The organism is Actinoplanes sp. NPDC048988, from assembly GCF_043197815.1.
Lineage (GTDB): Bacteria > Actinomycetota > Actinomycetes > Mycobacteriales > Micromonosporaceae > Actinoplanes.
On sequence record NZ_JBICTW010000021.1, the window covers coordinates 136,628 to 157,978 of the forward strand.

The window sequence follows — 21,351 nt, forward strand, 5'->3', positions numbered from 1 at the left end:
TCGCTCCTACTCGGCCCGGTTGCGGCCGGCGCGAGGCTTGGCCGAGCGCGGCGGGGTGGCCCGCATGTGCGTACGCACCCGGCCCAGCACGCTGCTCAGGGTGGCGAGGTCGCGGCCCTTCATCGGGTCGAACAACAGCTGCCGTACGCGTTCCACGTGCCCCGGCAGCACGTGAGCGATGAGAGCCCGGCCGGTGTCGGTGACTGTGACCATGACACTGCGCTCATCGTCCGGCGACGGGGCGCGGGTGACCAGGCCGCGCTTCTCCAGCAGCCCGGCCTGATAGGTCAGGCCGCTGCGGCTGTACACCACACCGTCGGCCAAGTCGGTCATCCGCAGCCGGCCCTCGGGGGAGTCGACCAGCCGGGCCAGGATCTGAAACTGGACGTAGCTGAGGTCGCCGTCGGCGCGCAGATGCTCGTCCACCGCGTACTGAAGAAGGCTGCTCACCTCCATCAACGCGAAATAGGCCCCAAGTTGCTCCGAGTTCAGGCCAGGGGACGGGTCGCTCACCGGGCGAGTTTACTTGCTTAGAATTCGAACGACCAAATCGTCGGCGGCAGTCGTGCCACGCGGCACCTCGCACAGGGATGTCGTCCTCGCCGGGCCCCGTTCGCCGCTGGGAGCGGCGCCGGCGAGGACGACAGCATTACCGGCGGTGACGGGTCAGGTTCCGTTGATGGAACCGGAGCCCGCGCTCTGGTAGGCGCCGGTGCAAGCGAGGAAGTACTCGCCGTACAGTCCGCCGATGTACTTGGTGTCCGGAATATAGGGCGATGTTCCGACGATCGAGCCCACCTCGACGCCGTTCGCCGCGTCGAAGACTCGGCAGGTGACCGGGTAGGCGCGGTAGGTCGCTGCGGCGGCGAGCAGGATCTGGTGCCGGTAGTTCGGTGTCACCTTGTCGCTGCGGCTGCAGCCATACTGGCCTTTTGTCCACGAGCAGTAGACGGAACCGCTCGCCAGCGCGGACGTGGCGGGCACCGCGACCATCGCACCCGCGGCGACCACCATGACGACCGCGCAGCGACGTGCCGGCCTCAAAACACTCATCGGGCCCTCCTATGTCTCGATTTTCTTGGCGTTGTCGTCGAGTGTCGGGCGTCGATCCCTGGGCCTGGTGTGGTTCGGACGAATTCGGACGCTGAGTTCGGCGGCGGCGCCGGCGGATCCGTTATGGGGCAGATGGCGTGAAGTGTCTGATGAACGACCACTGTCTTCGGTAAAGCCGATTAGTCTCATGGCGCTGAGACATCGAACCCGATCATGGGAGTGGGCGATGCCGGTGTCGGGGGAAACGGCGAGCACGGGGGACGCGTCAGCGGGACTGCCCGATCCCGCGCGGGCGGGCAGCCTCGGCGATCTTGGCGAGCAGCTGCGCCGATTGAAGGTCTGGGCCGGCAACCCCTCGTACGCGACGATCGTGAACCGGGTCAACGCGGCCTGGACCGCTGCCGGCCTGCCTGCCAGTGAGCTGGTGTGCAAGTCCACGGTCGCGTATTGCTTCCGGCGCGGACGGCAACGCCTGGACAGCGACTTGGTGATCGCGGTCGTTGAGGCGCTGTACCCCGATGCCGGGTACGTCACGCAGTGGCGCCAGGCCCTCCGTGTCGTCGGCGGGGAGATGGAGGCGGTGTCCCAGGTTCGAGTCCAGGACAGCCTGCCGCGGGGCCTGACCGGATTCACCGGCCGTACCGGCGAACTCGACCGGCTCCGCCGCGCGGCCCGGGCCGGGCAGGCGGTGGTGATCTCCGCGATCGAGGGGATGGCCGGGGTCGGCAAGACTCAACTCGCCGTGCACGCCGGACACCTGCTGGCGCGGGAGGAGCCGTTCGAGCGGGTGTTGTTCGTCAACCTGCGCGGCTTCGATCCGGCGCAGCCGCCGGCCGACCCGGCCGCCGTCCTGGAGGGATTCCTGCGCCTGCTCGGAATGCCCGCCCAGCAGATCCCCCACACCCTCGAGGCGCGCGTCGCCGCGTACCGTCACCAGCTCGCCGGGATCCGGGCGCTGGTGGTGTTGGACAACGCCGCCACCGCCGAGCAGGTCCGTCCGCTGTTGCCGGTCACGCCGGGCTGCCTCACCGTGGTCACCAGCCGGCGCAGCCTGGCCGACCTGCGCTCCGCGATCCATCTCACCGTGGACGTGTTCACCCCCGACGAGGCTCTGGCCTTCCTCGCCCGGGCCGTACCCGAGGTCCCCGTCGGCGCTGATCCGTGCGCCGCGGCACGGATCGCCCGGCGCTGCGGCCACCTGCCCCTGGCCCTCAGCCTGGTCGCCGGACATATCCGCAACACATCGGGCTGGACCCTGACCGACCACGCCGACCGACTCGACGAACGCCACCACGACCGGCGCCTGGACACCGGCGTCGAACTCGCCGTCGGCCTGTCCTACCAGCACCAGCCCACGCCGCAGCGGCGACTGCTCCGACTGGCGGCGCTCCATCCCGGTCAGGACATCGACGCCTACGCCGCCGCGGCTCTGGCCGACACCGACCTGTCCACCGCCCAAGATCTTCTGCACCGCTTGCACCGCGACCACCTGATGCAGCAGAGCACTTCCGGCCGGTACACCTTCCACGACCTGGTTCGCGTCTACGCCACCATCCGGGCCGCCGACGAGGATCGCCCACCCGAGCGCCGCGCCGCCCTGACCCGCCTGTTCGACTACTACCTCGCCACCAGCGCCACCGCCATGAACACTCTGCACCCCCACCGCCGGCCCGCGATCCCCCCGGTCGCCACCCCCATTCCGGACCTGACCGATCCGGGCACCGCCCGACAGTGGTTGGACACCGAACGGCCCACACTGATCGCGGTCGCCGCCCACACCGCCGGCCACGGCTGGCCCACCCACACCACCCGACTCGCCCGCACCTTGTACCGATACCTCGACGGCGGCCACCACACCGACGCCCTGACCATGCACGGCCATGCCTACCGCGCCGCCCGCCACAACGGCGACCCGGCCGGACAGGCCCACGCCCTGGCCGATCTCGGCGGCGCCGACTATCGGCTGGGCCGGTACCGGCCGGCCGCCGACCACTTCCACCACGCCCTGGACCTGTTCCGGCAGGTCGGCGACCCGGCCGGCCAGGCCCGGGCCCTGCACAACCTCAGCGTCATCGAGATGCGGTCGGACCGGTACGGCCCGGCCGGCGACCACCTCGAGCAGGCGCTGACCCTGTACCGGCAGACCGGCGACCGGCCCGGCGAAGCCAGCGTGCTGGCCTACCTCGGCGACCTCGACGCGCTGCTGGGCCGCCGCGGGCCGGCCGTCGAGCACTACGCGCAGGCCCTGACCCTGTGCCGGCAGACCGGCGACCGGGTCGGCGAAGCCGACACGCTGAACAGCCTCGGTGAAGTCGAGATGCGGTCGGGCCGGTACGGTCCGGCCGGCGACCACCTCGAGCAGGCCCTGGCCCTGCACCGGCAACTCGGTAACCATGCCGGCGAAGCCTGGGTGCTGGACAACCTCGGCACCCTCCACACCCGCCTCGGCCAGCCCGTCCAGGCCATCGAACACCATCAGCAGGCTCTGACCATCTTCCGTGAGACCGGCGAACGGCGCGGCGAATCCTGGGCGCTCAACGGCCTCGGCGAAGCCGCCCGCACCGCGGGCCGCGCCGCCGACGCCCTCACCTACCACACCGCCGCCCACACCACCGCCGCCGACCACCGCGATCAGCAGGCCCGCGCCCACACCGGCCTCGGCCACGCCCACCAGGTCCTCGGCAATCACGCCGTCGCCCGCGAGTACTACCAGCACGCCCTGGCCCTCTACACCGACCTCGACCTGCCCGAGGCCGACCAGCTCCGCGCAGACCTCGCCGCCCTCGACAACAGCAGCGCCGGACATCGGTGACAGGTGCGGGTGGCCGCGCGGGGCACCGTGCGAGTCGATGGCGGCGGCTCGCACGGTGCCCCGGCGTCAGGAGTGGTGAGCCGGCGCGACCCCCCGTTGATCAGCCACGCAGGCTCCGCCACCCCTTCGGAAGTTGGTCGCCGCGGCGCTGCGGCGCCCGGTCACGAGCACATCGGCGGGCTCGGTCGCCGATCGGGAATCGCTGTGTCGATGTCAGCGCATCGGCCGGGACGCCGGGCGGAATCCAAACGATTCCATACGCGCCGGGATCGATTGGTATCGTCGGCGCTTCACAGGAGGTGCCATGACTGCTGCCGACGCGGACGGCCCGGCGTCCGAGCTGCCCGATCCCGGATCGGCGCGCACCCTCGACGAGCTGGTCGGCTGTCTACGGGCGCTCAAGCTGTACGCCGGCGACCCCTCGTACGAGACGATCACACGACGGATCGGCGAGCACTGGCAGGCCGCCGGCCGGCCCGCCGGCGAGCTCGCCCGCCGCGGTACGGTCGTGGACTGCTTCAAGACCGGGCGGCGCCGGATCAACGGCGAGCTGATGCTGGCCGTGGTTCGGGCGCTGCACGACGAGACCGGCTACCTGGCCCACTGGCGGCAGGCGTTACGCGTCATCCTGGCCGAGACCGCCGCGGCCGCGCAGGTCCGCGTGCTCGACCGGCTCCCGGACGACATCGCCACCTTCACCGGTCGCGACGCCGAGATGGCGGCCCTGCGCCGGCTCCCCGGCCGGCCCGGCCCGGTGGTGTGTGTGCTCGCCGGGATGGCCGGGATCGGCAAGAGCCAGCTGGCGATCCATGCCGGCCGTCTGCTCGCCGCCGACGCCGCCTTCGACCCGATCCTCTTCGTCAACCTGCGCGGATTCCACCCCGACGCGGGGCAGCCGCCGGCCGAGCCGGCAGCGGTCCTGGACGGCTTCCTGCGCGTGCTCGGCGTCTCCGGCCACAAGATCCCACACGGTCTCGCCGCCCGGACCGCGCTGTTCCGCGAGCGGCTGGCCGGCCGGCGGGCGCTGGTGATCCTCGACAACGCGGCCGGCGAGGACCAGGTGCAACCGCTGCTCGCTGACGCCCCCGGCGGCCTGACGCTGATCACGTCGCGCCGCCGGCTCGACGGTCTGAACCCGAAGGTCCACCTCGACGTCGAGCTGTTCAGCGCGCACGAGGCCGAGCAGCTGCTGGCGCGGTCGGTGCCCGGGGTGGAGCTCGGCGCGGACGACGCCGCGTACGGCCGGGTCGCCCTGCGCTGCGGGCATCTGCCGCTGGCGCTCAGCGTGGTGGCCGGCCAGATGGCCGCCCGGCCCGGATGGACGGTCACCGACCACGCCGACCGGCTGGACGAGCGGCACCGGCACCGCCGGCTCGACGGCGGCGTGGATCTGGCGCTGCACGTGTCCTACCGGCACCTTGCCGAACGCCGGCGGACACTGCTGCGCCGCATGGCCGCACACCCCGGGCCGGACCTCGACGTGTACGCCGCCGCCGCGCTGCTCGGCACCGACCCGGGCACCGCCGCGGCGGACCTGCGCCAGCTCGCCGGCGACCACCTCGCGCAGCAACCGGTGGACGGCCGGTACGTGCTGCACGATCTGGTCCGCGCGTACGCGGCGGAGCGCGCGCACGACGAGGATCGGCCGACGGATCGCCGGGACGCGCTCACCCGCCTGTTCGACCACTACGTGCACGGCGCGGCCGCCGCCATGGACGCGCTCTATCCGGCGGAGCGGCACCGCCGCCCGACGCTGCCCCCGCGGCCGTCGGCCGGCCCGCCGCTGAACGAACCCAGGGCCGCGCTGCACTGGCTGGACGCGGAACGCGCCACGCTGGTGGCGGTGTGCCTGCAGGCGGCGCGCGACGGCTGGCCGCAACACGCCGTATGGCTGGCCGGACTGCTCTACTCCTACCTGGACAACGGCGGGCACCCGGCCGACGCCTTCGCCGTGCACACCGAGGCGCAGCACGCCGCCCGGCTGCTGGGCGACGGCATCGCCGAGGCCACCGCGCTCACCAACTTGGGCGTGGTGTGCTGGCAGTTGGGCCGGCACCCCGAGGCGGTCGGGCATCTGTCCCGGGCGCTGGCTCTGTTCCAGCAGTTCGGCGACGCCCGCGGGGAGGCGCGCACGCTGGGCAACCTGGGCGTGGTGCACAGCACGACGGGGCAATGCGAGATCTCCGCGACGTATCAGTTGCAGGCGCTGGACCGCTTCGTGCGGCTCGGCGACCGGGTCGGCGAAGCCAACACACTGACAAATCTCGGCAGCGTGTACGTCCGGCTGGGCCGCCCCGCGCCGGCGGTCGAGCAGAACGGCCGGGCGCTGCACATCTTCCGCGAACTGGAACACCGCGGCGGCGAGGCGACCGCACTGAACAACCTGGGTGACGCCCACACCCTGCTCGGCACGTTCGCGGATGCCGTGGGGCACTACGAACAGGCCCTCACGATCTTCCAGGACCTCGGCGAACGCTACGGCCGGACATGCGTGCTCAACGGACTCGGGCAGGCCCTGGCCGGCCTGGGTCGACGGTCGGACGCTGTGGCCCGGCACGAGGAGGCGCTGGCGCTGGCCACCGAGATCGACAAGCCGGAGGAGCAGGCGCGCGCTCGCGCCGCGCTGGCCCGGCTCGCCGCCGAAAGCTGACCGCCGGCGCCGCGCCGAGTCTTCGTGCCCTTCGGATCTGAGTCGCCCACCTTGTCGATCCGGCATGCGCGGAAGTCATGCGGCAGGCGGTCGCGGTGAAACCGGCCCGCTGTCCGGAGGAGTGATCATCAGCTGCGTGGCAGCCGGTGTCACCGACCTTGATTGGGTTCCTGCAGCGCACTCTGCCACGCAGCAGAATCGCACGCGGGTGTCCTTGTCCCCGTAACTGATGGATGCTGGGTGCCCACATCAGCTCGTCTTACCGGGCACTGTCTGTCCGCAGCCGGGTGTGGGCTGTCCGATGACGGATTGGCGCAGGTCGGCAATATGGCGCGCGGCCAGTCTTACGCTGACCTTGCTCCGGCCGACGGGAACGGTGGCGGCCGTAGGCGAGCGTGCCGACGGCGGCGAACAGGCCGACTCACGGAACCGAGGCCCAGTTCCTGCGGCAGGTCTTACCAGCAGACCCGCTGTGCAGCACGAACATGATGCCTTGCGGGCAGGACCGGTCCGGGATCGGCTTCGGGCCCGGCGCTTTCTCCGGCCACGGCGGTACAACTGGCTCGATCAACGCCCACAACTGGTCGTCCACACCCCACGGCCTGGCCACGCCCCGCGAACGAGACGGATCTTCCTGTCGTGCGCTGATCAACATCGATTCAGCAGATCGTGGTTAAGAGCTCTTAGCCGCACAGCACGTCGACGCCGTGCTGTGCGCGACAGGCGATATGACACCGCTGCGGGGCCGATCGTGGAGCCCACCTTGTGCGCGATTGAAGGAACGTCTGGTCGCTGAGTTCGAGGCGAGCGCCGTCTTGGGATCCGTTCGAATCCAAGCCGTTCCTCGCGCAGCTGCATCACCCTGTAGGTGCCTTCCGTGAAGGACGATTCTCGCTCTGGAAAAGTCACATAACGTCAGCTCAGAAGAATTCTTGTGCGTTCCGGGAACTGCAGCCGGGGTGTCTGTCGAAGGGCCGAGACTGGCTGCTCACTAAAGGGTAGTGAACAAACTAAGACACGTATGGAACCGGCAAGGGTTCATGATGAACGTGCGTCCTTCGTCACGACAGCGACTAGTTGACAGTGCTGAATATCCTGATTGTATTGACAGCAAGTTCGGCGTCCTTCTTGTCGGTCAGAGTCGACCGTAATGACGTCTGATGCTCGAGATTTGGAGATCACGAATGATCCGTAATGGGACTGGTGCGCGGCTACTGGCCTCCGCAGCGGCCGTAATGGCCGGCATGATCGCGTTGGCGGTGCCGTCGACTTCGGCATCTGCGAGTTCAACATCTGCGAATTCGGAGTCGGCCAGGGAAGAGCCCCGTTACGAGGTCAAGAACCGAGCGACCTCACGCTGCCTCGACAGCAACTCTCAGGGGACCGTATATACGCTGGCCTGCAATGGCGGCAACTATCAGCGCTGGTTGCGCACGCGCCCGCCGTTCAACAGTAGTGTTAATTGGGGTCAAGTCTGGCTGAAAAATGTTGCGACCGGCAGGTGCCTCGCCACTAATTCCAACGGAGATGCCTATACTGTCACTTGCCCCACAAAAGACAACAATAGTCTTGAATGGGAAGTAGGTTCAGCAACGACGTACATTATGTCTCACCCGCTGAAGACCTGCTTGGATAGCGATTCCACTGGGTGGACTCATGTGGCCACTTGCAATAAGGGCGACTTCCAGACCTGGTATTTGAGGTAACTTCGATTTAATCCTCAAGCCGATGTCCGGAGCGCGGCACTCCAAATATTTATTTCGGTTCCCGAAGGGCAGTACTGGGAGTGCCAGCGAGATAGTCGGCCCCACCCTAGCAACTCGAATCATCTGGTGGCATTTGAGGGCTCTCGCTAATCCTGGCTTGAAGACGCCGGGCCGCCCCGGTATCGACGAAACTTGCGGCTCGACGTCTTCAAAGCCAGGACCGGGTTGCCGACCTATCGGGAATTGCGCCCTCAATCATCGCCTCAACACCGCAACCTCGTATCCCGCCGAGGCGGGGATCCCGCATGCGGTCACGTCGTTCCCCTGCCGGGAGGTAGAGGTGTCCAGCTCGGTTGGGTCAGGGCAGCGTCCGCTTCGCCGAGAGCGCCGCGGAGCGCCATCAACCTTTCGTCGATAGAAGCGACCCGGCCGAACCAGTAGCCGTCACCGGCGAATCATTCGGCTATCAGTGCTCAATACCGAAATTCGGGAACTCCGGAGTACCACCGATCACGATGTTGATGCTTCCTTTGCTGCTGCTCCAATACACTGCCCCCATCCACCGCTCGCCGCCGTCCGGCCTCAGGGCGACCACGTCGATCTGAGCGACCTGGTTGCGGGTGTCCATCTGGGTTGCCCAGCAGTTGCCTTTCGAAAGAACGCGGCTCTGAGTGTGTCCATACCCAGCCACCGGCAATATGTGCACGAACCCGACCGATGTCCCTCTAGGGCAGAATCGGACGACGGCAGACGCTGCAGAGGCGGGTGATCCGGCAAGTCCCACCGCGATTCCGCCGACCGCGACACCCGTCATCGCGTACACGCTCAGCTTCTTTAAAGATGTCTGCACAAGCACCCTCGATTCCTTCAGCGGTGGGCTTCGCCCGACCGGCCCTTCCTATGTCATCTGACGTATGCGAGCCGTGTATGTTCAGCGGCGGCTGGACGACGGCTCTGCACGATGACGTAGTGCCCGGCCGCGATATCGCCCTTCCGGCGCAGCCGTTCGGCGATCGGTATCGAGAGCCCGGCGGACGGCCGCCACACGGCTCCCGGCTCGCCGGCGCCGGGCCGCACCCGAATTCCGGCTAGGCGGCCGGCGGAACCCACTTCGCCGGCTCGAACCTGAGCCGGCGACGGCAACGGTCGTGGCGAGGATTGTGACGAGTACGTGGCGTGCCGAGGCAATAACTTCATCGCGCACGGCCTCACTTTGGCTCACCGAGGCGCCGCCCCAGCGGATGGGTAGCGATCAGCTCGACGACGTCGCGGACGCTATCACCGACCTGTTGCCGCTGCCCCGCGACGCCGACCCCACGCGACCGCGACCGCTCGACGAGATGGGCATCAGGCTGGTTTTGGGCAGCCCGCTACGGGCCCTGCCGAAAGCCGCGCCCGGTGAATTGACGGCGGTCGAGGTGACCACGGAAGCGGGGGAGACGGTCACCGCCGATATCTGGTTCCGTGCCTTCGGTGTACGGCCGGCCACCGACTATGCGCACGGCGCGCTGGCCGATGCCCGGGACGCTCGAGGATATCTCGCGGTCGACGAGCAGTTGCAGGTCAAGGGGCTCGACGGTGTGTTCGCGCTGGGTGACATCAGCGACGCGGACCGCGATACCGCCGGCGCCGCGAGTCAGCAGGCGGAGGTGGTCGCCGCCGACACTCGCGCCGCAATCACCGGCGAGGGCAAGCCGCAGACGTACGATCCCGGTCCCACAGTGATCGTGGTTCCGCTCGGCCCCCAGGGCGGAGCAAGTCAGCTGCCCGGCGGCGTCACGGGCTCTGCGGCGACGACCTCCCTCAAAGGTGCGTCGATGCTCGTCGAGAAGTATTCGGCGCGGTTCGACGCATCCGAGCGCTAGACCGACGCCGCTTTTCCGATTCGGTAGGAATCAGGACTCGCTCCGGGGCAGAGCTGACAGGTGCTTCTCGCCCCATTGGAAGAGGGGCTGCAGGAACTGCAGCAGCTCTACGCCGCGGGCGGTCGGCTCGTACAGGATCTGCACCGGGGTGGTGGGCACCACAGTACGGCTCAACAGGCCGAGATTTTCCAGCTCCTTGAGCCGTTGCGAGAGCATGCGGTCCGAGATGCCCGGGATGGCCCGCCGGAAGTCGGTGAACCGCCGGGCGCCGCGACTGGCCGCCACCATGATGTTGCCTGACCAGCGTCGACCGACCGTGTCGAGCACCGACTGGACCTGCTTGCATTCAGCGGCGGCCGCTTCGGGTGGAGAGCTGATCGGAAGCTGTGACATGACCCTGATTGTATGCGCTTACTTTTTGTAAGTGGCTAACCAGGCATTTGCAGAAGGCCGGGTAGCCGAAGACCGTTGATGACAACTGGCCAAAACCACCACCCACGGCCTGCCCGCCACCATGACCGCGAAACGCCGTCCACGCCATCGCCTGGCGCGTACACGAACCTCGAGAGCCGTCTCGACGCACCGGCCTTCCTCACATCCGCTGATCACCATCCTGAACACCGAAGGCGAGCCCATGAGTTTTCCGGTACCAGTCCCCGACAAAAGTGACCCGAGATGGACCAACCGTGGGGGCATCCACGTACGACGTGGCGAGGGCATCAGCAGGTGGGTCGTCGGCGACACCTACACCATCAAGGCAACGGCCGCGGACACCAACGGTTCGCTGGGATTCGCTGAAGCCCTCGTACCGCCGGGAGTGGGGCCGGTGGCTCACGCGCACGGCAGCGAGGACGAGGCCTTCTACGTGCTGTCGGGGGAGTTCGAGTTCCTGAACGGCGACGAGACTTTCGTCGCCGGACCCGGTGACTTCGTTTTCATTCCCCGGGGAAACCGCCACCGGTTCCGGAACATCGGTCAAGAACCGGCGAAGATGCTCTTCCTGTTCACGCCGGGTGGGCACGAGGGCACGTTCATCGAGATCGGGGACGAGCCCCGCCAGGGCGAGCAGGCTCCCGAGTGGGGACCGGAACAGTACGCGAAGGCGCTGGACAGTCTTATTCGCTACAACGTGACCCTCCTGCCGGAGGACGCGCAGTAACTCGCGGAAGTTGCCGCAAGCGTCGACCTCAATCACACCTGGGACGCTTATGTCTCCCCGGATCTGATCATTCACCCGTCTTCCGGCTACGAACTCACCCGTGCGACGTGGCAGGCCGCCGAGGAGGCGCCCAGAAAGGCGAGTTCTTCGGGACTCCAGCCACCGTCGACGTCGTCCGCGACGGGCGCATCATCGAGCACTGGGCCGAGGTGGGGATCTCACAGTTCCCGCAGAAGCTGGCCGCCTGATCCGTTGGTCCTTCACGTACAGCTCGACTCCGGACGGGGTCGAGCTGTACGTCTGTACGCGGACGGCATTCACAGGCGGGAACAGATCGAGCAGGTCGACGGCACGGCTGATGACGGGGTTTCAGTTACGGTCGCCGTTCAACGAGTTCATAAGGATCATCGGTAAACCGTGTGAAGAGGCGCACCTTGCACTCTGAGCACGATTGTTCTCTAATTATTTCTGAGCAAGGTCCTAAGTAGACGGACGTGGCGCCGGACAATTTTGCCGCCCCACTCGCTGGGGCATTTGAACGGCGTACATTTCTGTCACCGTCTGGGGAGAACAATGATGACGACACCATCCGGACGTGACTCTCTGAAGGGCCGCCGAGCTTTGGTGACCGGCGGCTCGAAGGGCACCGGAAAAGCGATCGTCGCACGACTGCGCGACATGGGCGCCGACGTCTGGCTCTGCGCCCGCAACAAGCCGGACCACGAGGGCGCCGACCGATTCATCGCCGCCGACACGTCGACCGCCGAGGGCACCGACCTGGTGGCCCAGAGCGTCCACGACATCGGCGGGGTCGACATTCTGGTGCACGCCGCCGGTGGCGCCCAGTCCACGCAGGAAAACTTCGCTGCGTTCACCGACCAGGACTGGATCAACGATCTGAACATCAACTTGTTCAGCGCGGTCCGCCTCGACCGTTATCTCGTCCCCGGCATGATCGCCAAAGGCGCTGGAGCAGTCGTGCACATCTCGTCGATCCAGCGTATGAAGCCACTCGGGTCCAACGCGCCCTACGCCGCGGCCAAAGCCGCGCTGACCGCATACAGCAAGAGCCTGTCCAACGAAGTGGCTCCACACGGCGTCCGAGTCAACAGCATCGCCCCCGGCATGATCCAGACCGAGACCCTGGAGTCGTGGCTCGACCAGAGCGCAGCCGAGCAGGGCGTCGACCGGCAGACGATCACCGCCCAGCTGATCGCGATGCTCGGCGGGATCCCGCTCGGGCGCGGCGCCCAGCCGGCCGAGGTAGCCGACCTGGTGGGCTTCCTGGTGTCCGACCGAGCCTCGTCCATCGTCGGTACCGAGCACATCATCGACGGAGGAACCATCTCCGTCATCTGAGACACGCCTCGGAACTCCGGTCATGATGCTTCTCGCGGAGATCCATGAGCGGCGCCACGCACCCGACCTCGGCACGCGCACCGATGTCCTCTCGCGTCTGCTGAGCGTCACGACCGAGGATTCTCAGCACTTCGACAGTCCCGGAGAGTCCCGTCCGGAACGCTTCCTCGAGGGCGGTGGACCCGCATCGGGCACATGGTTTTCGTTCGGGGGCGGCGTGCGTCGCCGCGTCGGTGCCGGCTTCTCTCTGGTCGAGGCGACCGTTGTGCTTCGTGCCGTGTTGTCGCGCTTGCAGATCGCCCCCGCTCGGGCGCGCCGGGAACGCGTCCGGCCGAGCGAGATATGTGTGCCGGGCCGTGGCGCCCGGATCATCGCCACTGCAGATGACCCTGGATGATCCGAATCGCCGTTGCTACGGTGCGGGGATCGGCCGGTGGAACGGGAAGGCGAGGGTGGCCCGGATCGGTGTGCCGGTCAGGAGCATCACGATGCGGTCGACGCCCAGGCCGAGGCCTCCGGTGGGGGGCATCGCGAATTCCAGGGCGCTCAGGAAGGCCTCGTCGATCTGCATCGCCTCGGGGTCGCCGGCGGCGGCCTTCAGTGACTGTGCGGTGAGCCGTTCCCGCTGATCGATCGGGTCGATCAGCTCGGAATAGGCGGTGCCGAGTTCCATGCCGAAGGCGACCAGGTCCCATCGTTCGGCCAGGCGTGGGTCGCCGCGGTGGGTGCGGGTGAGCGGGGACGTCTCGAGGGGGAAGTCGGTGTAGAAGGTCGGATAGGTGGTCTGCTTCTCGACCAGTGCGTCGTAGAGCTCGACCACCAGCTCGCCGGCGGTCGCGTCGGCCGGTGCGTGCACGCCCCGGCTCTCACAGACGGCACGTACCCGCTCCACCGCGGTTTCGGAGTCGATTGCGGTCTCGGTGGCCCGGCTTACGGCCTCGTGCACGGTGATCACTGGCCATGGCGCGGTGAGGTCGACCGGGCCCTCCGGGCGCATCGCGACGGGCCGGCCGTGCACGGCGGTGGCCACCTCGATGATGAGCTCGCGGGTCAGCTCCCGCATGGTGGTGTAGTCCGCGTACGCCTCGTACGCCTCCAGCGAGGTGAACTCCGGGTTGTGGGTGGCGTCGACCCCCTCGTTGCGGAAATTGCGGTTGAGCTCGAACACTTTCTCCATGCCGGCCACGCACAGGCGCTTGAGGTAGAGCTCAGGCGCGATCCGCAGGAAGAGCTCCATGTCGTACGCGTTGATGTGTGTCCGGAACGGCCGTGCCGCCGCGCCGCCGTGCACCGCCTGCAGCATCGGGGTCTCGACCTCGGCGTACCCCCGTCGAGCGAAGGCGTCACGCAACGCCTTGACCGCGGCACTGCGGTGCCGCAGGACCTGCATCGCGTCGGGGTTGACCAGCAGATCGAGGTGGCGTTGGGCGACGCGGGCCTCGGGATCGGTGAAGCCGGCGTGGGCGTCGGGCATCGGGCGCAGGCACTTGGCGGCCATCGTCCAGTCCTCGACCAGGATCGACAGTTCCCCGCGCCGGGAGGTGACGACTTCGCCGGTGACGCTGACATGGTCGCCGAGGTCGACGGTCCGGCGCCACCGCTGCCGCAGCGGCGCCGCGGTGGCTTCGGCGGTAAGCATCGCCTGCAGCATGGCATTGCCCTCGCGCAGCGTGGCGAACGTGACTCCGCCCAGGTCGCGGAGCGCGTGGACGCGGCCCGTGACAGCCACCTGCCGCCCGGTGCGGGTGTCTGCCGCCAGGCCGGGGTGCGCGAGGCGGACTTCGGCCAGCGTGCTGGTCCGGGGGACCGATACGGGGTAGGGCTCGACACCGTCCTTGATCAGCCGGTCGTGCTTTTCCAGCCGGACCCGTTGCTGTTGACTGAGCCACCGTTGCGGGCGCGCCGGGCGCAGCAGCCGTTCCTCCTGCGCCCGTACCACCTCGGCGAAGGGAACTCCGTCGATGAGCTCGGTGCTCGGGTCCGGTGCCGGCGGGGCGATCGCGGGCAGGAAGCCCTCGGCCTGACCGGCGGCGAGGACGGTACGGCTGAGCGTCAGCGACGAGTCGAAGCAGAGGAACCGGGGAACCCAGGTCGGAAGGTATTTGGCGTTTGCCCGATACAGCGACTCCAGTTGCCAGAACCGCGAAGCCACCGACAGCACCGCGTCGGTGACGCGGGTGACCGGGCCCGCGCCGACGCTGTCGGCCGAGCTGAAGACGGATCGGAACATCGCGAAGTTCATCGAGATCCGGTGGATGCCCAGATCGGGACAGGCCTGTACGACGCCGGCGACCATGAATTCGGTAAGGCCGTTCTCCGCCTTGCGGTCGGCGCGCATGAGGTCCAGCGACAGACCGCGGATTCCCCACGGTGCGAAGGTGAGCAGACCCCGGATCCGACCCTGCGGGTCGTGGGCGGTCACCACGACACATCGTTCGTCGGCCGGGTCGCCGAGCCGGCCCAGCGCCATCGAGAAGCCGCGCTCCGACTCGTCGCCACGCCACGCGGCGGCAAGCCGATCCAGTTCCTCCAGCTCGCCGGTGCCGATCGAGGCTTGTCGGCGGACCTGGCAGGAATAGCCCGCGCTCTGCACGCGGGTGACCGCCCGGCGGACCGGGGCCATCGCCTTACCCAGCACCGTGAAGCCGGCCACCTCGATGATGGCCTCATCGCCGATGGACAGTGCTTTCAACCCCGCTTCGACGTACGCCGTAGCGCCGGCCTCGCTGGCGGACAGGACCGCCGGGAACCAGCCGTGCCGTCGGGCCTCGGCCTGCCACGCGTCGATGGCGGCCCGCCAGGAGCCGGGGTGCCCGATCGGGTCCCCGCTGGCCAAGCTCACCGAGGTGATGACGCGGTAGGTGACCGCGGCCCGGCCATCGGGGGAGAAGACCACCGACTTGTCGCGCCGGGTGGCGAAGTAGCCGAGGGAGTCGCGTTCGCCCTCGGTCAGGATCAGCTGACGCAGATGCACCTCGGCGTCGGCGCTGAGGTACTGCTTGGCCCGAGCCGAGCGCAGGAAGACACTCACCGCGGCGAGCAGGACCAGCGCCGAGAGCGTCGATGCGGCCACGGACACCCAGTGGTGTCCTTGGTGGCCGTGAAGTCCTGAGTTGTTGCCGACGATGTTGAGACCCAGTGCCGAGCGGTTCGCCCAGATGACGCGTTCGCCGATGCCACGCAGCGTGTCCGGGAACAGAAGCGTCAGACTGAACGCGAAGGACCAGGACACGGCGAGACCGCCGATGAGGACCGCGCCCGCCGTGCGACGCGAGCCGTGCGCCAGCCGTGCCGGGAAGGCGTCCCGGGCTCGCCACAACTGGACGATCAGCACCAGGCCGATCGGCGTCGCGGCGGCGCTGAGGACGATCTCGACCTGGGACATGCCCAGATCGACCTCGTCCGGCCGGCTCCAGAACGTGAAGCCGACGGCGGCCAGCACCGCGTTGATCAGGGTGGAACTGACCTGATAGATGAGCAGGAGCACGTAGGCGGGTCGCAACCGCCGTCGCAGCGCGCTGCCCATGAGCAGCAGGACGGCGGCGATGAACAGGTTCGGCTCGGTCGGCATGTTGATCAAGCTGAACGCGTAGTCCACCCACCACGTCCAGTGGAACATGCGCAGCGGAAAGCTGAGGAGGACCCATATGCCGGCGACAGTGACGATCCGGCCCCACCATGCCGCGACATAATCGTGCCGGCCATGCCGAGTGCTGTCCGAGCTTGCCACGAAGATCACCTTATGCAGCGTTCTAAGCCATCTGTCAGTAATGAGGCACACCCGATGCCGTCGGCAAGGTAGCGATCCGGGCCTGAAGGCCAGCTGAAAGTCTTTCAGGAAATTTTCAAGCGCCGTCGGCAACGATCGCCGCCTCATGATCGAAGCCGTGATCACTGCCGCCGTCGCCGTCGCGGGTGCCCATGCCGGCCCTTCCCTGGCCGCCTTCGGGCAGCTGAGCCGTCGCTTGCTGCCGCCACGACTGTCCGGCATCGGCAGGCCCGGCCACGTTGCTCTCACCTTCAACGGCGGACCCGACCCGCGGGCAACCCCACAACTGTTACGGGTGCTCGACCGGCATGACGTACGAGCGACGTTCTTCCTCCCGGGCGAGAAGGTCGAGCGGCATGTCAAGGAAACCCGTGACATCGTGGCCGCAGGTCACGAAGTCGGTGTGCTCGGCTATCAGCATCGCCTGCTGCTCAGTCGCCTCCCGCGGGACGTCGTACGGGATCTGTCCCGCGCGACGGCGGCGATCACCTCGGTCACCGGACAGGAGCCCCGCTGGTGGCGGCCGCCGTACGGCCTGGCCAGCAGCACCGCGCTGCTGACCGCGCGCTGTCTCGGCCTGACCCCGGTCCTGTGGACCTGCTCCGATCGGCGCTGGGGACGGCCGGCCGGCCCCGAAGCGGTGTACCGCTCGGTTCGCCGGCGCCTTCGCGGTGGCGGCACCGTTCTGATGCACCACAGCGACCGCGCCGCCGACGGCGACTCCTGGAACGCGGTACTCGGAGCGCTGCCCGAGATCCTCGAGATTTGTCAGGTCCGGGGTTACGAGGTGGGACGGCTGCGTGACCACGGCCTGCCTGCTGTCCCGTCGACGCTGTGAGATCTGCAGAAGGCACGATCCGGGAGGTGGCCGCCCCATGAGCAAGCAGATGGCACCGTAGCAATCATGGCATTGACCGGGCGGCCGCTGATCCTGCTGATGGCCCTCATGACGCTCACGGCCCTCGGGGCCACTGTGTTCTGGTGGAGGCGCTCCGGCCGTCTGCGCTTCGTCGTACGCCCGCTCGGCCTGCTGCTCACCGAGATTCTGCTCCTGGTGACCGCCGGCGTCTGGTTCAACCGGACTCAGCAGTTCTACCCCACCTGGTCGGCTCTGCTCGACGACACCGAATCGGTGAGCTCTGCTCCCGAAGCCACTGCGGGGAACCTCGACTCATGGTTGGCCGGCCAAAGCGCTGCCGGTACCGGCCAGGCCTGGTCGTTCGAGTGGCATCCGACCGAGCCGGCTCAACCGGGCCCGCTGGTGGTCGGCCTTCCGGACGGCTACCTCGCCCACCCGACGAGGCGCTACCCCGTCGTGATGATCGTGGGTGCGCCGGACGCGACCATAGCGCGGGGACTCCCCGAGGTGGTGTCGGTCAGCGTGCCGGTGACCAGTGTGACCGCCGAGACGGCGACATCGCTGCCTCGTGCTCTCGAGCGTGATGTGCGAGTGACCGGTCAACGCTGGGCCATGGTCGCGCCGATCGCCCTGGCGCCGGCGCTCAATTCGGCGATCACGGTTGCTCCCGGCCGCTTTCCCGCATGGGCGTTCGTCGGATCCGGCACGGCCCCGAAACTGCCCGCCGGCGTGGAAGTCCATCGTGCCGGCACCTGGGCCGCCGCCGTGCGATGGGCGGTCGCGCAGACCCCCATGCCGCTGTAGGCGTACGCCTGCCCGATTCCATCCGCCCTGAAGGAGGTCACATGTCTCCGGACAGCTTCGCCCTGGAAGTGCTCGCCGCGGGACTCGCCGTCGCGGCCGCCGTTCTCCTCGGGCTCGTGTGGGACGCGAGCAACCGTCGACGCCGCTTCCTGTACCGTCCGGCACTGCTCGCGCTGTGCCTCATCAGCGCGGCGACCGCCGGCCTGGTGTGGCTGAACCGGCAGGTCGCCACGTATCCGACCTGGGCCAGCCTGATCAGCCCCAAGTCCACCGCCGTCGAAACAGTCCCCGTCGCCGACCGGCCCGGCGGCGGCCGCATCCTCACCTTCACCGTCAACGGCACGGCCAGCGGGCTCAGCATGCCGATGTACGCGTATCTGCCGGCCGACTATGCGCGGGACAACACTCGCCGCTATCCGGTGATCGAAGCGCTGCACGGCTATCCGGGATCGCCGCTGCAATGGCTGAACAAGCTTGGAGCGGCGGAGATCCTCGACCACGAGATCTCGTCCGGCCGGATGTCGCCCACCGTGGTGCTGTTCCCGTACCAGACGCCTCGGCCATCGCTGGACACCGAATGCACGAACCTGGCCGGTGGCCCCCAGACTGAAACGTTCCTCACTGCGGACGTCCCGGCATTCGCAAAGGCGAGGCTTCCCGTACGGACCGGACCGGGCAGTTGGGGACTCATCGGCTACTCGGCGGGCGGCTACTGCGCAGCAAGTCTTCTGCTCCGCCATCCCGGGCAGTACGCCGCCGCGGCCAGCCTGTCCGGCTACTCCAGCCCAGGCATCACGATCGGCGACGGAACCGAGAACACCACGTACAACAATGCCTGGCGACTGCAGCACCTTCCGATACCCGCCGTGTCCCTGTACCTCGCCTCGGCGAAGACCGATCAAGCCGCGCTGCGGGGCACCCGCGAGATGGCCGAGCTGGCCAAGGCGCCGATGTCGGTGACAACGGCCTACGTCGGCAACGGCGGCCACAACGCGAAAACCTGGCGGGCGATGGAACCGGCCGCCTTCGACTGGCTTTCGAGACGCCTCGCCCGGCCACTACCGTGAGGCCGGATTTCCCTTATATGCGCAGCTGCGCTCGGGGCATATGGCCGCCGCCCGCACCTGGTGATGCGAGCGGCGGCTTCCCAGAGCTCAGCCGACGGCGGCAGTCGACAGCAGGGCGACGGTGAGGGCCGCGATGGCGGCGGCGGTGCGCATCCCGGAAGGATAGAAACATGATCGTCGGACCTGCCAGCGGACAGGTGTTCATCCGTTCGGCGGCTGCACGCCCGGGAGTCACGTTAAAGAAACTTTAAGGAACGCTTGCTCAGCGTCATGAACTGCTGCCGCATCATTGCTCGTATATCTCGGCACAAGCAGTACCGAGACGAAGAGGAGCCGTGCATGTATCGACGCGGAGTCAGCAGCCGGACGCGCAAGCTGCTGATTGGAGGTGCCGCCGCAGCGCTGCTCGGCTCGGCTCTCGCGGTCGGCACGGGGATGAGCCAGGCGGCCGAGCAGGGCAACCCCGGAGCCGGCTCCGGTGGCATCAACGTTTTGGTGCCGGCGCTGGGTTTCAGCCCGGGCGATCCGAACGCGACAGCCGACCGCGTAGGCCCCACCGGGGTTAATGTTCCCGGTCGCTGCCCGCCCACTCAAGCCCAGGTGAACGCGCAGGTAGCGCTCAAGAACGCGAACCTTCCGAGTGGTACGGACCTGGAAAGTCGCATCCAACGTTTCGAAAAGACCTTGTCGGCGATTCAAGACTTGAAATGTCCCGCGTCTTCCACGACTTTGCTGGGCCGCCTGAAGTCCTTGACCGCGCTGCGCGGAAACGCGAACCGCGATAACGTTCTGCGTGGTTTGGGTTTGAACGAAACGCCAGCGGATAGGGCAGCCGCCGCAGGATCCGGTGACCCGGCCGCGACGGGGAGCGCCGGGGCCGGCTCCGGCAACATCAACGCTTTGGTGCCGGCGCTGGGTTTCAGTCCGGGCGATCCGAACGCGACAGCCGACCGCGTAGGCCCCACTGGGGTGAATGTTCCCGGTCGCTGCCCGCCCACTCAGGCCCAGGTGAACGCGCAGGTAGCGCTCAAGAACGCGAACCTTCCGAGTGGTACGGACCTGGAAAGTCGCATCCAGCGTTTCGAAAAGACCTTGTCGGCGATTCAAGACTTGAAATGCCCCGCGTCTTCCACGACCTTGCTGGGCCGCTTGAACTCCTTGACCGCGCTGCGCGGAAACGCGAACCGCGATAACGTTCTGCGTGGTTTGGGCTTGAACGAAACGCCAGCCGGATAAAGCCGCAGCGCCGCGAAACGCGCCAGCGAAACAAAGCGGCTCGCAGAACGGCGTCCCGGACCACGGCAACCTCATCCTTCGCGGATCCTGATCCACCGCACGCAACCGCCTCGCCGGAGGCCCACGCACCACGGGGTCTCCGGCGCGTCCGTGTGTGGGCCATGCGCGCTCGCGAGCCCCTTGCGCACCGCATCGGCGGCTGCCGGCCACGGTCATCGCTTTGACCGAAGTGCTCAGCGTCGTGGCGGGGAGCGGACCCGAAGGCTCGCTTGTATTCGCGGCTGAACTGTGCGGGACTCGCATATCCAATTGCCTCTGCGACGGAGGCCATGGTGCGCGAGCGCAAGGCGACCGGTCTTCTAGCCTCGTGCAGGCGCAGCATCTTGTGGTACTGCGTCGGGGTCGTGCCGGTGGCGTCCTTGAGGTTCGCTTTCGGCGAGGATTCGGGCGTCAGTGGGGTCCTTCATCAGCTGGACCAGCCGGAGTGTTGCCGCCAGCGCCGAATCGGGCAACGGGTAGACGCCCACGGGCGAGCCGTGGGTCTGCGACCGCGGCGGCATATGCGTTACGAGGTCGCTCAGCACGTGACGGTCGATGGCTAACTCGATGGCGAGGTAGGGAGCTGCTTCGGTGGCCTGGGTGATCTCAACCAGTGCGACCATCGTGATCAGCGGCTCGTGGGCTGCGGCGGACCCGCCGAACACGGTGATCATGATCGCGGCGGCGGCGACGACTTTGGAGCTGTGTTCGTAGCTGGTGAGGATGGCGTCGCGGGCGGGACTGCCGTGTACGTGTGCCTCACGCATCCGCGAGACCAGGAAGACCTGATAGTCCATAGCCAGGCCGAACACGATGCCCACCAGCAGGATCGGCATCAGGCTCATGACCGGCCCGGTCTGTTCGACGCCGAGCAGGTCGGCGGCCCAGCCCCATGGGAACACCGCGACGATCACGCCGAGCGCGGCGAACAGCGACAGCAAGAATCCGAGTGCCGCCTTGACCGGAACCCAGA

The 21,351-nt window shown here is 67.9% G+C and carries 18 protein-coding genes and 1 pseudogene; 12 read left to right on the forward strand and 7 right to left on the reverse strand.

The genetic code is table 11. The annotated features are described in order from the left end of the window. Positions 1–6 precede the first annotated feature (6 nt). Positions 7–513 (reverse strand): MarR family transcriptional regulator, encoded by a 507-nt coding sequence (locus tag ACGFJ7_RS41205; protein ID WP_360256710.1) that lies wholly within the window; start codon positions 511–513, stop codon positions 7–9. Between the two features lie 153 nt (positions 514–666). Then, positions 667–1,053: a hypothetical protein gene (locus tag ACGFJ7_RS41210; RefSeq protein WP_360256708.1), complete on the reverse strand. Its 387-nt coding sequence runs from the start codon at positions 1,051–1,053 to the stop codon at positions 667–669. A 226-nt stretch (positions 1,054–1,279) separates the two neighbouring features. On the opposite strand from ACGFJ7_RS41210, the gene ACGFJ7_RS41215 reads away from it, so the two are divergent. From ACGFJ7_RS41215 to ACGFJ7_RS41225, 3 genes are all read left to right on the forward strand, one after another. Continuing rightward, positions 1,280–3,865 (forward strand): tetratricopeptide repeat protein, encoded by a 2,586-nt coding sequence (locus ACGFJ7_RS41215; protein WP_392647456.1) that lies wholly within the window; start codon positions 1,280–1,282, stop codon positions 3,863–3,865. A 304-nt stretch (positions 3,866–4,169) separates the two neighbouring features. Then, on the forward strand, positions 4,170–6,515 hold the full coding sequence (locus tag ACGFJ7_RS41220) for a tetratricopeptide repeat protein (protein ID WP_392647459.1): 2,346 nt from the start codon (positions 4,170–4,172) through the stop codon (positions 6,513–6,515). Between the two features lie 1,244 nt (positions 6,516–7,759). Beyond that, positions 7,760–8,221, forward strand: a complete 462-nt coding sequence (locus ACGFJ7_RS41225) for a ricin-type beta-trefoil lectin domain protein (protein WP_392647497.1) — start codon at positions 7,760–7,762, stop codon at positions 8,219–8,221. Between the two features lie 466 nt (positions 8,222–8,687). On the opposite strand, the gene ACGFJ7_RS41230 is transcribed toward ACGFJ7_RS41225, so the two are convergent. Beyond that, positions 8,688–8,849 carry a hypothetical protein gene (locus tag ACGFJ7_RS41230; protein WP_392647461.1) on the reverse strand — a complete coding sequence of 54 codons (162 nt, stop codon included), beginning with the start codon at positions 8,847–8,849 and terminating at the stop codon, positions 8,688–8,690. A 613-nt stretch (positions 8,850–9,462) separates the two neighbouring features. On the opposite strand from ACGFJ7_RS41230, the gene ACGFJ7_RS41235 reads away from it, so the two are divergent. Then, positions 9,463–10,086 (forward strand): FAD-dependent oxidoreductase, encoded by a 624-nt coding sequence (locus tag ACGFJ7_RS41235; protein ID WP_360256696.1) that lies wholly within the window; start codon positions 9,463–9,465, stop codon positions 10,084–10,086. Between the two features lie 30 nt (positions 10,087–10,116). Here the strand turns inward: ACGFJ7_RS41235 and ACGFJ7_RS41240 are convergent, their stop codons facing one another. Beyond that, positions 10,117–10,479, reverse strand: a complete 363-nt coding sequence (locus tag ACGFJ7_RS41240) for a helix-turn-helix domain-containing protein (RefSeq protein ID WP_360256694.1) — start codon at positions 10,477–10,479, stop codon at positions 10,117–10,119. Positions 10,480–10,720: 241 nt separating this feature from the next. Here ACGFJ7_RS41240 and ACGFJ7_RS41245 point away from each other — a divergent pair, with 241 nt between their 5' ends. The 4 genes from ACGFJ7_RS41245 (at position 10,721) to ACGFJ7_RS41260 (ending at position 13,001) form a co-directional block, all read left to right on the forward strand. Then, positions 10,721–11,245 carry a cupin domain-containing protein gene (locus ACGFJ7_RS41245; protein ID WP_360256692.1) on the forward strand — a complete coding sequence of 175 codons (525 nt, stop codon included), beginning with the start codon at positions 10,721–10,723 and terminating at the stop codon, positions 11,243–11,245. A 107-nt stretch (positions 11,246–11,352) separates the two neighbouring features. Next, positions 11,353–11,493 carry a hypothetical protein gene (locus tag ACGFJ7_RS41250; RefSeq protein ID WP_360256690.1) on the forward strand — a complete coding sequence of 47 codons (141 nt, stop codon included), beginning with the start codon at positions 11,353–11,355 and terminating at the stop codon, positions 11,491–11,493. A 328-nt stretch (positions 11,494–11,821) separates the two neighbouring features. Next, positions 11,822–12,604: an SDR family oxidoreductase gene (locus tag ACGFJ7_RS41255; protein WP_360256688.1), complete on the forward strand. Its 783-nt coding sequence runs from the start codon at positions 11,822–11,824 to the stop codon at positions 12,602–12,604. 22 nt (positions 12,605–12,626) lie between these two features. Beyond that, positions 12,627–13,001, forward strand: a complete 375-nt coding sequence (locus ACGFJ7_RS41260; protein WP_392647466.1) for a cytochrome P450 — start codon at positions 12,627–12,629, stop codon at positions 12,999–13,001. A gap of 15 nt (positions 13,002–13,016) precedes the next feature. On the opposite strand, the gene lysX is transcribed toward ACGFJ7_RS41260, so the two are convergent. Continuing rightward, entirely contained in the window at positions 13,017–16,343 is a 3,327-nt protein-coding gene (gene lysX, locus ACGFJ7_RS41265; RefSeq protein ID WP_392647498.1) for a bifunctional lysylphosphatidylglycerol synthetase/lysine--tRNA ligase LysX, read from the reverse strand. A gap of 148 nt (positions 16,344–16,491) precedes the next feature. Here lysX and ACGFJ7_RS41270 point away from each other — a divergent pair, with 148 nt between their 5' ends. The 4 genes from ACGFJ7_RS41270 to ACGFJ7_RS41285 all read left to right on the forward strand — a co-directional run bounded on the left by ACGFJ7_RS41270 (position 16,492) and on the right by ACGFJ7_RS41285 (position 20,339). Beyond that, on the forward strand, positions 16,492–17,211 hold the full coding sequence (locus ACGFJ7_RS41270; protein ID WP_360256684.1) for a polysaccharide deacetylase family protein: 720 nt from the start codon (positions 16,492–16,494) through the stop codon (positions 17,209–17,211). A 66-nt stretch (positions 17,212–17,277) separates the two neighbouring features. Continuing rightward, the gene (locus tag ACGFJ7_RS41275; RefSeq protein ID WP_392647468.1) at positions 17,278–18,036 is read left to right on the forward strand and encodes a hypothetical protein; all 759 of its coding nucleotides are present in this window, start codon (positions 17,278–17,280) and stop codon (positions 18,034–18,036) included. 41 nt (positions 18,037–18,077) lie between these two features. Beyond that, a complete protein-coding gene (locus ACGFJ7_RS41280; RefSeq protein ID WP_360256679.1) occupies positions 18,078–19,103 on the forward strand; it encodes an alpha/beta hydrolase-fold protein in 1,026 nt (341 codons plus the stop codon). Between the two features lie 339 nt (positions 19,104–19,442). Beyond that, a complete protein-coding gene (locus tag ACGFJ7_RS41285) occupies positions 19,443–20,339 on the forward strand; it encodes a hypothetical protein (protein ID WP_392647471.1) in 897 nt (298 codons plus the stop codon). Between the two features lie 301 nt (positions 20,340–20,640). Here the strand turns inward: ACGFJ7_RS41285 and ACGFJ7_RS41290 are convergent. Continuing rightward, positions 20,641–20,721, reverse strand: a pseudogene (locus tag ACGFJ7_RS41290) (hypothetical protein); the annotation flags it as partial. Continuing rightward, on the reverse strand, positions 20,699–21,292 hold the full coding sequence (locus ACGFJ7_RS41295; protein ID WP_392647473.1) for an AraC family transcriptional regulator N-terminal domain-containing protein: 594 nt from the start codon (positions 21,290–21,292) through the stop codon (positions 20,699–20,701). The gene ACGFJ7_RS41295 and the pseudogene ACGFJ7_RS41290, both read right to left, overlap by 23 nt. Positions 21,293–21,351: the final 59 nt, after the last annotated feature.

Coding starts and splice junctions, on each gene's coding strand:
- ACGFJ7_RS41210 (WP_360256708.1), bottom strand. CDS start 1,053: ATGAGTGTTTTGAGGCCGGCACGTCGCTGCGCGGTCGTCATGGTGGTC.
- ACGFJ7_RS41215 (WP_392647456.1), top strand. CDS start 1,280: ATGCCGGTGTCGGGGGAAACGGCGAGCACGGGGGACGCGTCAGCGGGA.
- ACGFJ7_RS41220 (WP_392647459.1), top strand. CDS start 4,170: ATGACTGCTGCCGACGCGGACGGCCCGGCGTCCGAGCTGCCCGATCCC.
- ACGFJ7_RS41225 (WP_392647497.1), top strand. CDS start 7,760: ATGATCGCGTTGGCGGTGCCGTCGACTTCGGCATCTGCGAGTTCAACA.
- ACGFJ7_RS41230 (WP_392647461.1), bottom strand. CDS start 8,849: ATGGACACCCGCAACCAGGTCGCTCAGATCGACGTGGTCGCCCTGAGG.
- ACGFJ7_RS41235 (WP_360256696.1), top strand. CDS start 9,463: ATGGGTAGCGATCAGCTCGACGACGTCGCGGACGCTATCACCGACCTG.
- ACGFJ7_RS41240 (WP_360256694.1), bottom strand. CDS start 10,479: ATGTCACAGCTTCCGATCAGCTCTCCACCCGAAGCGGCCGCCGCTGAA.
- ACGFJ7_RS41245 (WP_360256692.1), top strand. CDS start 10,721: ATGAGTTTTCCGGTACCAGTCCCCGACAAAAGTGACCCGAGATGGACC.
- ACGFJ7_RS41255 (WP_360256688.1), top strand. CDS start 11,822: ATGACGACACCATCCGGACGTGACTCTCTGAAGGGCCGCCGAGCTTTG.
- ACGFJ7_RS41260 (WP_392647466.1), top strand. CDS start 12,627: ATGATGCTTCTCGCGGAGATCCATGAGCGGCGCCACGCACCCGACCTC.
- ACGFJ7_RS41275 (WP_392647468.1), top strand. CDS start 17,278: ATGGCATTGACCGGGCGGCCGCTGATCCTGCTGATGGCCCTCATGACG.
- ACGFJ7_RS41280 (WP_360256679.1), top strand. CDS start 18,078: ATGTCTCCGGACAGCTTCGCCCTGGAAGTGCTCGCCGCGGGACTCGCC.
- ACGFJ7_RS41285 (WP_392647471.1), top strand. CDS start 19,443: ATGTATCGACGCGGAGTCAGCAGCCGGACGCGCAAGCTGCTGATTGGA.